Raw genomic sequence first — 13,089 nt, forward strand, 5'->3', positions numbered from 1 at the left:
ATGAGAATTTCCACCAATCAGATTTTCAATATGTCGCTTTACAACCTGAACTCATCCATGAGCCGCATGGCTGAGGCCAATATGCGCAACTCCGCCCAAAAGCGGGTGCTGGTTCCTTCTGATGATCCGGCAGCCATGGGCGGGATTATAAATTGCCGTTCCTTCGGTTTGGAAACCAAGCAGTACATAAAGAATATCAAGACCGCCTCCAGCTGGCTGAGTCTGGCAGACGGCGTGTTGCAGCAAACCAGTACCGATATAGGACGTATTAAGGAATTGGCTGAACAGGCTGCAACCGGAACCCTGACCGCTGAGCAGCGCCGTTCCATAGGTCAGAACCTGCGCGGGATTCTGGGCAACCTGCTTAATAAGTCCAATACCGAGTTCGGGGGCAAATCAATTTTTTCCGGGCATAAGCTGGATAGCAATGCTTATGAGGAGACCCTGCACGCCACCACAACCGATCCAGATCTTCCGGCAGGGTCTGTTGTCGCAGTGAAGGGGGCCTCTGAAAGTTCGGTAGATGTCCGGTTCACTTCCGGCGGAACCGTGGGTACCGATACAATCACCTACAAGTACAGTTCCGACGGCGGAAAGACATGGAAAAATGGAACTTTAAATCCCGGAGATACTGAACTTGCTCTCGGTCCGGCCACAGTAGAGCTGAAGAACGGAACCGCAGTGACAGAACATACGGATAAGGGCGGAACAAGGCTCATCGTTCGTCCGGCTCTTGAGTATAAAGGTGATGATAACGATGACCTTAATGTAGCTACGTATGGGGATACTCAGGTTAATACCAAGGCTGACGGCAAATTCCATTCAGATGTGCTGGTTCAGATTGATAAGAACGGGGATGTAAACACCCCTCCGATTACCTATTCCTACAGCCTTGATAATGGAGCAACCTGGGTTCATTCCAATGTCTCCGCTGACACTCGCCTTGAAGTTCCCGGCGGTAGCCTGACCTTGTCTCCCGGCGCCGGAACTACCTTCAGTAAAGGGGACCAGTTTGTCATCCGTCCCAATACCGCTGACCTTCGGCTTGATATCTCCCAGAGCCGTTCCATCAGGGTCAACAATGTGGGTAAGGAGATATTCGGCGGAATTTATACCAAGCCCGGAGCATCCAATCCGACTCCTTCTCCTGACGATAATAACAGCAATCTCTTTGAAACATTGGGCAAGCTGATCGGATACGTGGAAACCAACGATAAGAAAGGTATCGGCGAATGCGTGGCTGAGTTGAAGAAGGTCCATGAGCATGTGGAAATGAAAGCCGCTGAAATCGGTGCGCGCATGAACAGGGCTGCCAGTGCTGAAAAACTGGCTGAAATACGTAAGGACAACAATACGGCCCTGCAAAGCAGGCTGGAGGATGCCGACCTTGGTGAATTGCTCAATGAGTTGAAACAGAGCGAGCTTATTTATGAAGCCGTGGCACGCAGTTCGCGGATGATCAATCAAATGTCCATCCTCAATTACATGTAAGGAGATGAGCCATGGCAGATGTAGGAAAAGTAGGAGCACAGGTCTCCACCGCCGGGACGACCTCTAGTTATTGGTCCGGGAAAACCAAGTTTGAAAAACTAGGTAACGGGACCGATTTTGGGGAGATTGTAAAAAATACCCTGAAGCAGCAGGGTTTTCATCAGCGCAGATTGGAAAATTGGAGAGCCCAGTGGGTAAAGAAACAGGAAAGCCTAAAGGGACTCAATACCAAGATGACAGAGTTGAGTACCGCGCTCAACAAGATGAATTCTATCGGTAAATTCATGGGCCGGGTTACATCCTCTTCGGATTCCTCCTGCGTGACAGCCACGGCAGACAGCACAGCACCTACTTCGCCTTACAAAGTTGAGATTAAGCAACTGGCCCGTAATGACATCTGGACCTCCAATTCGGGGTATGCGTCTGAAAAGGATGTAATTTCCCCCTCTGGCAGCAAGATCAGCATCAGTTGCGGCGGCAAGACTGCGAATATTGATGTCCCGGGCGGTACTACAGTTGAGGGGCTGGTTAAGATGCTTAATGCCACGACTGAACTGAAGGATCTGGTGCAGGTGGAGGCGATCAAGACCGGAAATGAATATCGCCTGAAATTCAGCAGTTTGAAGATGGGTGAGGCTAACCGTATTACTTTTAACGCCTCAACTACGCTTCCTGCTTTGGCTCCGGCATCCATGACCAATTTGCAGCAAGGCCAGAACTCCAAGATCAAGATTGATGGGTTCCCCGAGGGGACGGATAATTGGATTGAACGTGACACTAATACAGTTACCGATGGTTCCAAGGGGCTGACCCTTAATTTGAAAAAAGCAACTTCGCCGGATTCGGTCATAGTCAATGTAAATACCGATACTGAGAAGATTATTGAGAACGTGCGTGAATTCGTTAAGCAGGTGAATATAGTCCGTCAGGCCCTGCGTGATATTTCCAAGGTTGATGCTACAAAAGATAAAGAGAAAGGTTCGATCCTTACCGGTAACTACGGGGTTCAGCTTGCTTCACACCGTTTCAAGGATATTACCGCCACAAAAGGGCAGGGGTTCAATAATTTTGACAGTGCAACCGGAGCCGGGGATAGATACAACACCTTAAGAACCCTTGGTATTGAAACTGAGACTGATCAGAGTTCACCTAATTTCGGATTGTTGAAGATTGATGAGGAAAAATTTGAGAAGGCCATGAAAGATAACCCGGACGGGGTGGCTAAGCTTTTCTCTGCTGACTACGAAGCCAGCACCAGCTCTCCGAATTTTACAATCAAATCGTTAATTAAAGGGGTTACCAAGCCCGGAACTCATGACGTTTCATATACTGTCAGCGGTGGAAAGATTACTTCCGCTACTATTAATGGCAAGGCTGTGCGGATTAATGGCTGGGAGATTACCGCCGATGACCTGTCCGGTCTGGGTATGGCTATCCGGGTTGATAATCAGACTGACGGTACTTATTCAGGAACAGCAGGAATTAAGACCGGGAAAACAATTGAAATGATTGAGACCCTTAAGGATATGACTAATTCCAAGACCGGTATCCTGAATATTATCAGTGAAAACTACAGCGGGATCATAAAGAATATTGATAAAAAATTGGATTATGAGAAGAACCGTCTGGCAAATCTTGAGAAAACCTTGAAGGCTAAATATGCCCGTCTTGATGCTGTGCTTGGGCAATACAGCGGTAAAATGCAGATGCTGCAGGGCCAAATTGCCAAGCTGGGCAGCGGAGCTAAAAAGTAACCTGATTTGAACTTTGCAAAGCTGTTATACTTGACTGAAAGGTGTTAAAATCAAAGCGAACTGAAGATTTTGATTGATTTTAAAACCGGAGGATTTATGCAGCTGGCCCGAATGATTGATTTGGCCCGTGGCTCGGGACGCGTTGATCTGGTTATCCGTAACTGTCGGGTGGTTAATGTGCTTAGCGGGGAAATTCATCAAGCGGATGTAGGTATTGCTGATGGATTTTTCTTGGGATTCGGTGCTTATAAAGGCAAACACGAGTATGATGCTAAGGGACGTTTTTTGCTTCCGGGTCTGGTGGAAGGGCATATTCACATTGAATCCACTTTGCTGACCCCGCCCGGTTTTGCCCGTGCCGTTGCCGAGCATGGCACAGCTGCCGTTGTTTGTGATCCCCATGAGATAGCCAATGTGTTGGGCCGGACGGGAGTGGAGTATATGCTCAAGACTTCCCGCTACTTGCCGGTGTCCATCTTTTTTATGTTTCCTTCCTGCGTTCCGGCTACTGCATTGGAGGATTCCGGTGCCCGGTTAAATTCTGTTGATGTGGAGCACTTCCTGCGTCTCTATCCAGACAGGATTCTAGGACTGGCCGAGATGATGAATTTTCCCGGAGTTCTTGCCGGGGATGAAGTGGTTCTTTCCAAGTTGAAAGCCGCCGCAGGCAAGGTGATTGACGGTCATGCGCCGCTTCTTTCCGGCATGGACCTGAATGGATATGTCCTTGCCGGACCGCGCAGTGACCACGAATGTTCAAATATTTCTGAAGCATTGGAGAAAATGCGTGCGGGAATGCATTTGATGATGCGTGAAGGTTCCCTTGAACGGAATATGGAAGACCTGCTCGGTGTGGTTAATGATTTCAATTCCCAGAATATTTCAATAGTTACTGACGACCGCAATGTGCTGGACCTGCGTGAAAACGGGCATCTTGATTACGGCCTGCGTCGGGCGGTTGCTCTGGGCATGGACCCGATCAGGGCGGTACAGATGGTTTCCATCAATCCGGCCCGTTACTTTGGATTGAACGGTTACGGGGCCATCGGACCGGGGTTCAAGGCTAATTGCTTTCTGGTGGATGATCTTAAGGATTTCACTATCCATGATGTCTTCTTGAGCGGATTGCAGTTAGATGAACATGATTTTGAATCCGGCAATGGCTTGCCTGTGCGCAGCTCCATGAATATCGGTGCTGAAATTAATGAATCAATGTTTGAGCCGGAAAAAGGCAGTGGTAAAATTCGGGTTATCGGAACTTCTCACGGTCAATTGTTGACTGAAAATCTGGTAATGGAACCGCTTCTCGAAGATGGCATACCCATTGCCGATCCCGCACGAGATATCTGCAAGCTTACTGTTATCGAACGGCATCGGGCCACAGGTCACTACGCTACCGGTTTTGTGCGCGGATTGGGAATTACCGATGGCGCTATTGCCGGAACAGTAGCCCATGACTCCCATAACCTGATCGTTGCCGGGATGAATGATGCTGACATGGTGTTGGCGGCGCAGGAAGTGGTGCGTATGGGCGGCGGGTTTGTGGTTGTACGTGAAGGCAGTATCGTAGCTACCTTGCCATTGCCTATTGCAGGTCTGATGAGTGACAAGGGACTTGTTGAAGTGGCTGATGGGGTGCGCGAACTTAATCGGGCCACACAAAAGCTGGGCTGTTCTTACAATCCCTTCATGCTTATCTCCTTTTTGGCCCTCCCGGTAATCCCCAGCCTGAAACTTACCGACCGGGGATTAGTGGATGTGGATGCATTTGATTTTACCGGGCTGTGGACTGATTAGCAGCGCTTTCCTCCGCAGGGATAATCTTCCAGTTCGCACATGGGCGGACCATCCCATTCCTTGCGGGCCGGGGTGTCTGCCAGACCTTGGCATACAAACTCAAGCTCCAGTTCCTTAAGCCGTTCCGGAGTGGGACAGCCGTGCTGATCATAGCCGCGTAATTCATAGTAGCGGCTTAGGTGCTGTTCGTGCTTTCTGAGATCGGCCTTTCCTTCTTCAGTGTCGCGGATTTCCGGCTTCTGCGGCATGCGGTCATCCCTGCGGGTGGTTCCCTGCCGGATGTTGAAGGCATGTTCCAGCGCATAGACCCTGTCTGCCGCCTGTTCCAGCTTTTCGGCAGTGTAATCCTCTCCGGTTGCTGCGCTGAGCAGTTCAGCCAAGCCTTCGAATATTGGTTTCTTCCAGACCAGCGGCATGGCGCTAATCCAATTGTTCACTGCTCCCTTACAGCGACCGATACAATCAGTCAGGGTGGTCATGCGTTCTCCGACAATTACAGCCGGGGCCGGATCGTCATCCACATTTTCCATTAGTAGCCCCTGTTCTTTCAAAATGGGAAACATGTCCGGGTCCGGCTGGCTGAAGGCCCATGAACGACCGCGCAGATGGTCGGCACCACGGGTGGAGGTGGCGTGTGCCAATGAGAAAACTCCGCTGGGGTAGGGCCCGCGCGAGAGTCCTTTGACGTGGTAGCAATAATCCATAGCCTGACCGCCCAGCCGTTTGGCAAGGGTGTACATGCCTTCCGCCACAAGGTTGCCCAGCCCTTGGCGCATGGCTGTGCGGTGCAGGAGCTCAATCTGGTCAGTGTGGTTTTCCCAGCTTAGGTCAAGTCCATCGCTTAATTCTTTACTTACCATTCCCCGGCTGTACAGGTCCTTAAGCATTGCCACAGTATTGCCGAGGGCCAGAACATCCATGCCGTAAGCATCGCAGATGTTTTCCATTTCCATGATCGCTACCGGATCGGTTATCCCGCAATTGGTGCCGAGACAGAAGATGCATTCGTATTCCATTGCCTTGCCGCTTTCTCCGGCACGCGAGCCTGATGGAATGCGATAATAATCCTTGCAGCGGACATGGCAGCCGTGACAGCCGTGCCTGCCGATCGAAAATTCTTTCCACGCTTCCGGTCGTAGATTGTCCGGCACATCTGCGCCCCGCCAATACTTTTCATAGTTTCGGAAGCCCGGTTCCCACATCAGCATTCCGATGTGAGTTCCGTACTGTCCGACTATATCGCGCTGGAAATCAGATTCCTTGAAAAAATTCCGGTCTTCGGCAGCAAGTTCTTTAAATTTATCAGCATCAGCGAGAGATATCCGTCCGCTACCTTTAACCACTACGGCCTTGAGCTTTTTGGAGCCGAGTACCGCACCGGATCCCCGAGCGGCGGAAGCATATTTATCCACCATAGTGGTCGCCACACGGACAAGATTTTCACCGGCCTGACCTATGCAGGCTACGCTTGAGGATTTACCGTGTTTTTCTTGCAATTTGTCTGTGGTTTCCCAGACGGACAGTCCCCAGAGCTCTTCTGCGCTATGCAGTTTAGCCCGTCCATCTTCCACCAGCAGGTAGCAGGGAGCCTCTGCCTGACCGCTGATGATAATCTGATCCAACCCGGCGCGTTTCATCATGAATGCAAGAGAACCTCCTGCATTACCGTCACCGAGGATTCCGGAATATGAGGAAAGGGTGCTGACTTCGACTCTGCTGGTAAGTCCCAAAGGTGTGCCGGAAAGGGGGCCTGCTCCGAAGCAATATACATTCTCAGGGGAAAGAGGATCGATATGCGGCCCGACTTCATTGAATAAGGTCAGTGAATTTAATCCACGACCTCCGATGAATTTCTGCGCAATGTCGGGATTAAGGGGGATTTTGTTTATGGCACCACTACCCAGATCAACCCGTAAAATCCATCCTGCCCAGCCGTGCATAAGCCCTCCTCTTTTACAGGAACCGGTTTCCGCTATTGAATATATATCATGGCTGAAGAACGGGTGGCAACTTTTCCATTAATGTTCATTGTCTTGGTGTAATTTACATAAATGTGAATAACTTAATGAAGTGTGTTTTTGATAAGAGTTCGAAATGTATTGAGTTTTCTTGTTTTGTCGTGCTGGCACTTACTTTGCTTAACTGCAAATATGTATCCTTCACTGCATGGACTTAAGCTTTCCGCGCTGTTGGCCATTTGTCAGGCCATTGAGCAGGCGCTTGATCTGGAGTCCGCCCTTGATGGAGTGCTCAGTATTCTATCGGAAAATCTGAGCATGAAGCGGGCGACAGTGACCCTCTACGACCCGGAAACCAAGCAGCTTTCAATTAATGCCTCCTACGGTTTATCCATAGAAGAAAAGCAGCGCGGGGTTTACCGTCTTGATGAGGGGGTCACCGGTCGTATTTTCCAGACCGGGGAACCTTACTATGTGCCGGATATCAGTAAGGAACCGCTTTTTCTTGATAAAACCGGGGCCAGAAAGATTGAACGTGCTAAAGTAGGATTTATCGGGGTACCGATTATCCTGCATAGTGAACCTATCGGCGTTCTGAATGTGGACCGTATTTTCGGTGATCACGTTGCTGCAGAAGAAGATATTGATTTCCTGAAAATTGTAGCCACTCTTATCGGCCAGTTCATCAGTCTTAATGAGAAGATCCTTGAACGTGAAGCAGCACTCAAACGTGAAAACACCTCGCTGAAATATCAGATCTCTAAAAAGTCCAAGGGGCTTTATATCGTTGGTCAGAGTTCGGCTATGGTCGAGGTCCAGCGGCAATTGGAAAAGGTGGCCCCGACAAAGGCTACAGTATTGTTACTGGGCGAGTCCGGCGTTGGTAAAACTCTCATGGCCAAGATTATCCATGAGCTTTCCGACCGCAGCAGTCATCCTTTTATTAAGGTTAACTGTGCTTCAATTCCGGAAAACCTTCTTGAATCCGAACTTTTTGGTCATGAGAAGGGGGCTTTTACCGGGGCTGCCTCCACCCGTCCGGGCCGTTTTGAAGAAGCTGACGGCGGGACAATTTTTCTTGATGAGATCGGGGAATTCCCCATGAGTTTGCAGGCCAAGCTCTTGCGGGTATTGCAGGAAAAAGAGCTGGAGCGGATCGGTTCAAACAAGACCCGAAATATTGATGTGCGAATTCTGGCTGCAACCAACCGTGACCTTGGAGTGCTGGTGGAGAGGAGTGAATTCCGTCTTGATCTCTATTACCGGTTGAATATCTTCCCCATCACCGTTCCTCCTTTACGGGATCGTAAAGAGGATATTACCGGACTGCTCAACTATTTTATTCAGAAAATGGCCGATGACTACGGGCGCAAGATGTTTTTTACCCCTGCGGCCCTTGATTCGCTTATGCTCTATGATTGGCCGGGTAATGTGCGTGAGATGCAGAACCTGCTGGAGCGGTTGGTGATCATGTCCGACTCCGAATACATCACCCTTGAATTTTTGAAATCATATCTCGCACCGGGACAGCGCGGAACTTCGAGTAATTCTTCCGGTTCAAGTGCTCCTGCGCCTAATGATGAATTGCCTCATTGTACTTCTCTGAAGGAAGTTGAACGCAATGAAGTTGTCGCCGCTTTGGAGCGCAGCGGTTGGATTCAGTACAAGGCAGCGGAAACGTTGGGCCTTTCCGCCCGTCAGATGGGCTACCGGGTAAAACGTTACGGTCTTGAATCCATGATTGCCGAAGGACGGGCCCGCCTGCGGCGGATGAAAAACAATTAAAAATTTCCTGACTGGCTAGTGTCTTGATCACTGGGATCAAGACCACGCATAAAGGCTTTTCACATTGGGTGAAAAGCCTTTTTTAACGCCTTGTATCTGGCGCATTCTATGCCGTTTGATATGTTTTTAATGATGGCAGGCTTTAAATGCCTTGCCTTTGTAGCTGTATTCCCATGAATCACGGATGAGTATCTGCCTTGCTTCAGGGAATTCTTCTTGAATGATTACATCATGTCGTCCTTCGGGATGGGTCCACATGGCGCTTCCACCACCCCATTTGCCGGGAATTTCCATGATGATTGTGTCTTTTGTAGTGGGTCGCCAGTGTTTCAAGGTCTGCCCGTCAAAAATTGCCCGACCGTCCGGGAGGATAACAACCGATGCGCCTGAAGGAGCTTTCCACAGTCCCCATGCCCAGCAGCCTCCGATATTTTTGAAACTGCCGCTGGTTCCGGCATTTTTCGGGGAGTCGTAAGGAGTATCTTCTTTGGTGCTGTCTTCAGAAAAATTCCACGTGTTCAAAGAGTGTCTGACAAGCTGTTCGGCTTCGCGGTCCGTATCTGGATAACGGCCCTGAAAGATGTAATTTACACCGTTATGACGGCTGGCAGCCAGCAGCGATTCATAAGTGGTCACATCGGCTTTTCCTTCATATTCACGGAAAATGGCAGGTGCACCGGAGACATGTCCATTCTTGCTGGAAACCAGTCTATCCAGAGGGAATCCCTGTTGTCTCAAGGCAGTGATCCAATTATCCAGCAGCTTGTCTATGGGTATTTTGCCACCGGGGGTTACGTAAAGCTCGATGCTTGAATCAAGTGAGGGCGATATGCACTGCTTGACCCGGTTGTCGCCGCGGGCAACCTGATTGTCGCTCCATCCGGGAGGACAGTTGACGCCTTTTGCTATGTCTTCGGCATGGGCGGCTGAGATACTGAAAAGAGAGAGTAAAAAGAATAGAAATATGGTTTTGTGCGGGATTTTCATTGGCATGCTCCAGTCTAATTTTTCAGCAAATATAATCGTTTTTGCTGACTTTTTCCAGAGAATGCAGTGAATAGATTATTATTCAATCTTAACGCTGAAATGGCCGTTTTTATTCTTTCCGAACCCTGAAACGTAGGTATCTATTTTGTTTTTATTCTGTTCGGTGTCTTTTTCAGGCTGACCGCTCTCGACCAGATAGTTTGCCATCTTGCTGGATTTGAAAAGATCTGTGCTTGAGCCCGTGTTCACGTTTACCTGAGCATTGTCTGAAAGAAAGCTGGCTACCCAACTGGAAGAAAAGGAATCCTTTCCTGCTCCTGCATTGATGTTCAGGCTTGAGTTCTCCTGCATCTTAAATCCTGCCCAGTGGATATTGATGCCGTCGTTTCCGTTTCCTGTGTTGATGTTTACCTGTGAGTTCCCATTTTGGTTAACTCCGGCCCATGAGATGGTCAAATTGTCATCTCCGTCACCGGTATTTATATTGGTCTGGGAGTTGCCGGAGGAATCAACCCCTGCCCACGAGATGTTAACTTCGTCATCGCCGCTTCCGGTATCGAGATTTGCCTGTGCATTCCCGCTCAACCCTAATCCAAGCCATGAAATGGAGACTTTATCGTCGTCATCTCCAGTTTCAATAGAGGTTTTAGCATTGTCCGTACTGCCGATACCGGCCCATGAGATATCTACAAAGTCGCGACCGCTGCCTGTGGATGCCCGTGTAGTTGCATTTCCGGAGTTGGCAATACCCATCCAACTGACTGAAAGTTTGTCGCCATCGTCTCCCATTTCAAGGTCTACTTCTGAATTGCCACTGGAAAAACTTCCCATGTGTACTGCATGCAGACTGTCTCTTCCTTTGCCTGTTGTGATGGAAACGGTTGCATTGCCATAGTTGCCTGTCCCAATAGATATGGCATCGATATTGTCGTTACCGTTTCCGGTAGCTATTTCCATAGTTGTATTACCGTAGTTGTCCGTTCCTATGGATTTAGCATTGATAGTGTCGTTACCGTCTCCAGTCTCTATTCTTGTAGTTGTATTGCCGTAGTTGTGTGAACCTATATCTCTTGCTTTTATACTGTCATCTCCATCTCCTGTATTAATTGTCGTGCTGCCGGTTATTGTTTCTGATTTGATTTTATCATCTCCGCTTCCGGTATCAACTTTGCTGTGTTCTATACGTCTGGCCTCGATGCTGTCATTACCTGCTCCTGTGTCCAGATTGCTGCTTACAATCCATGAAGCCACAATACGGTCATCGCCTTCTCCCGTATTGATATCTACTGAGGCCAGGTCATTCAGCACAACTACAGTGTCGTCGCCGTCGCCGCTGTTTATCTTGGCCTCATAAGCATTTGTAATGATGATATCGTTACCGGATGTATTGCTTTCGTTTGTATACATCCCCACGCGGAGTTTTCCGTCTTCATTTTCATTTACAATTGTAGTGCCATGGATGATAAACTTTTTGTCCCCTTCCCCTTCATGGCCTGAAATAGAAAGTAGATAACCGGATTTTTCAGTCCCGTCTTCGTTTACTGATTTGTAGGAACTTACATTGACCTTTCGTCCGGAAGAAGTTGTGCTTTCGGCAACGGTTTGCAGTTCATTGACTTCAAATGTTGTATCTGCGGTAAAAGCTTCCGGCTCTCGTGTAATCATTTCGTCCGGTATATAGTCAGGATAGTAGTCTTCATGCGCAGCCAACTCGGTCGCCTTTTTTGCAAGCTGCCTGCCTTCTTCTGATATCTCTACCTGATCTTTGGCTGTTCTCTGATCTTCCGGGGTTGGTGTGGTTTGATCTTCTTTAAGGTACTTGCTGGTTTTAGCGTCTTTTTCCAAACTAAATGTGGCAGTTTGCGGAAATGCTTCTTGTACAGCTGTGGAGGTCATTTCTTGTAACCTTCTTTAATAGATAGAAAATTGTCTTTGCATATAATGATGAATGCTTGCGTTATGATTCATTGATAAGTGTTATATCGACACTCTATGATATTTCTTTAAGCCTGAAATAATTGTCATGGTGCAGGTAGTTAAGGGCAGCAAATTTAAAGTCCCGATGAGAATTTCTCCGTCGGGACTTTAAATTATGAAAAAAGAGCATTCATCCATGCTCGGAAGATTGCTGTTATGCGTATTTGTTTTTGTGACTGCTACCAGTCGCTGAGCTTTCCCATTTCCGAAAGCGGTAGGGAAGATCCGAAATCGTATTTTCCGGGTTTTTCATGGCGAGTGAGTTCGTTTGCTGCAAGTTCCCGTAATTCTTTTTCAATAGTTGCGTACTCAACGCTATCTGCGGGGACAATAAAGGCTTTTAACCTTTCCCCTTCTTCTGGGCGCATCATCCTTACTGCGCATTCACGGACGTGCGGATTATTTTTGAAAGCAGCTTCCACACGTGCGGGGTAAACATTGATTCCCCCGACTTGGACGGCTTTATCTGACCGTTTAAGGGGCTTAAATTTATTGCCCTGCCATTCAAGATTATCTTGCAGGGTGTACAGCTGTTTTTCCCCTTCTGTCGAGGTCCTCTCGATTGTGGAATCCCCGGTCTGTTTCCAGTGTCCCAGCAAAGTGTACATGCCAGATGGGTCATGGCGGAATCCCACTCCTCCGGTCTCGGATGATCCGTAGACCTCAGTCATGCGGTCCAGTCCCTGTGCTTGCAGGCTGTTGATGGTTTCTGCGGGACATGGTCCGGTAGAGGTCACTCCGTAGACGTTTTCCGGGAATCGGCAATTAAGTTTTTCAAGTTTTTTCCAAAGCAGGGGGAAAGCGATGATCAGGTCACCGGGGAGCATTGTTTTAATCTGCTCTGTTCCGGGCAGTGCGGCCCTGTACTCAATTGGAATATCGAGAGCTTTGGGCAGCAGGATAGAGAAAAGAAATCCGTATATATGGTGACGGGGAACAAAGCTGACCACCCGTTTGCGTTCGTTAAAGAGCGCAGCAAGTGAATGGATTTCCTGCTCAAGATCAGAATAGCTGGAAACGGCAGGAACAGGAGTTCCGGTGCTGCCGGAGGTGAAAAATGTCAGTTGCTGCGGTCTGCCGTTAGTCTGCTTAAAAATCAGCTCAGCCATTTGAGCAATACTGCGTTTTGTCAGTTTGTTAGAATTAATGGCGAACTGGGTTCCGATTCGTTCAATAATTTTTTCCGGTTCCTGAATATTCTTTGAGTCGGGGATGAAATTATCGGCAAGGGAGTTTTCCTGACAATGGGTCAGCTTCTGGTTGTAATCCATTTCCGCAAGAAGGGCTGAGGAAATGATCTCCCTGATATCATGGGCATTCAGCTTCAGCTTGGTAGACAT

General features: G+C 48.6%; 8 protein-coding genes. 4 read left to right on the plus strand and 4 right to left on the minus strand.

The window, feature by feature from the left end:
* From flgL to ade, 3 genes are all read left to right on the plus strand, one after another.
* A complete protein-coding gene (gene flgL / locus DESAL_RS02590; RefSeq protein WP_015850400.1) occupies window positions 1-1,491 on the plus strand; it encodes a flagellar hook-associated protein FlgL in 1,491 nt (496 codons plus the stop codon).
* Between the two features lie 11 nt (window positions 1,492-1,502).
* Window positions 1,503-3,245 carry a flagellar filament capping protein FliD gene (gene fliD / locus DESAL_RS02595; RefSeq protein ID WP_015850401.1) on the plus strand — a complete coding sequence of 581 codons (1,743 nt, stop codon included), beginning with the start codon at window positions 1,503-1,505 and terminating at the stop codon, window positions 3,243-3,245.
* A 96-nt stretch (window positions 3,246-3,341) separates the two neighbouring features.
* Window positions 3,342-5,042, plus strand: coding sequence for an adenine deaminase (gene ade / locus DESAL_RS02600; RefSeq protein ID WP_015850402.1), 1,701 nt, complete (start codon window positions 3,342-3,344; stop codon window positions 5,040-5,042).
* On the opposite strand, the gene DESAL_RS02605 is transcribed toward ade, so the two are convergent.
* Window positions 5,039-6,982 carry an aldehyde ferredoxin oxidoreductase family protein gene (locus DESAL_RS02605; protein ID WP_015850403.1) on the minus strand — a complete coding sequence of 648 codons (1,944 nt, stop codon included), beginning with the start codon at window positions 6,980-6,982 and terminating at the stop codon, window positions 5,039-5,041. The genes ade and DESAL_RS02605 overlap by 4 nt on opposite strands.
* Before the next feature lie 210 nt (window positions 6,983-7,192).
* Here DESAL_RS02605 and nifA point away from each other — a divergent pair, with 210 nt between their 5' ends.
* Complete coding sequence (nifA, locus tag DESAL_RS02610; RefSeq protein WP_015850404.1) at window positions 7,193-8,785, plus strand: nif-specific transcriptional activator NifA; 1,593 nt, start codon at window positions 7,193-7,195, stop codon at window positions 8,783-8,785.
* Window positions 8,786-8,911: 126 nt separating this feature from the next.
* On the opposite strand, the gene DESAL_RS02615 is transcribed toward nifA, so the two are convergent.
* The 3 genes from DESAL_RS02615 to DESAL_RS02625 all read right to left on the minus strand — a co-directional run bounded on the left by DESAL_RS02615 (window position 8,912) and on the right by DESAL_RS02625 (window position 13,089).
* The gene (locus tag DESAL_RS02615) at window positions 8,912-9,772 is read right to left on the minus strand and encodes a hypothetical protein (RefSeq protein WP_015850405.1); all 861 of its coding nucleotides are present in this window, start codon (window positions 9,770-9,772) and stop codon (window positions 8,912-8,914) included.
* A gap of 78 nt (window positions 9,773-9,850) precedes the next feature.
* Window positions 9,851-11,668 carry an autotransporter outer membrane beta-barrel domain-containing protein gene (locus tag DESAL_RS02620; protein ID WP_015850406.1) on the minus strand — a complete coding sequence of 606 codons (1,818 nt, stop codon included), beginning with the start codon at window positions 11,666-11,668 and terminating at the stop codon, window positions 9,851-9,853.
* A 260-nt stretch (window positions 11,669-11,928) separates the two neighbouring features.
* Window positions 11,929-13,089, minus strand: a complete 1,161-nt coding sequence (locus tag DESAL_RS02625; RefSeq protein WP_015850407.1) for an AMP-binding enzyme — start codon at window positions 13,087-13,089, stop codon at window positions 11,929-11,931.

Source organism: Maridesulfovibrio salexigens DSM 2638 (assembly GCF_000023445.1).
Classification (GTDB): domain Bacteria; phylum Desulfobacterota; class Desulfovibrionia; order Desulfovibrionales; family Desulfovibrionaceae; genus Maridesulfovibrio; species Maridesulfovibrio salexigens.

What these genes read in the sequence shown, in the direction of transcription:
- flgL (WP_015850400.1), top strand. Translation starts at nt 1, where the DNA reads ATGAGAATTTCCACCAATCAGATTTTCAATATGTCGCTTTACAACCTG.
- fliD (WP_015850401.1), top strand. Translation starts at nt 1,503, where the DNA reads ATGGCAGATGTAGGAAAAGTAGGAGCACAGGTCTCCACCGCCGGGACG.
- ade (WP_015850402.1), top strand. Translation starts at nt 3,342, where the DNA reads ATGCAGCTGGCCCGAATGATTGATTTGGCCCGTGGCTCGGGACGCGTT.
- DESAL_RS02605 (WP_015850403.1), bottom strand. Translation starts at nt 6,982, where the DNA reads ATGCACGGCTGGGCAGGATGGATTTTACGGGTTGATCTGGGTAGTGGT.
- nifA (WP_015850404.1), top strand. Translation starts at nt 7,193, where the DNA reads ATGTATCCTTCACTGCATGGACTTAAGCTTTCCGCGCTGTTGGCCATT.
- DESAL_RS02615 (WP_015850405.1), bottom strand. Translation starts at nt 9,772, where the DNA reads ATGAAAATCCCGCACAAAACCATATTTCTATTCTTTTTACTCTCTCTT.
- DESAL_RS02620 (WP_015850406.1), bottom strand. Translation starts at nt 11,668, where the DNA reads ATGACCTCCACAGCTGTACAAGAAGCATTTCCGCAAACTGCCACATTT.
- DESAL_RS02625 (WP_015850407.1), bottom strand. Translation starts at nt 13,089, where the DNA reads ATGTCTACCAAGCTGAAGCTGAATGCCCATGATATCAGGGAGATCATT.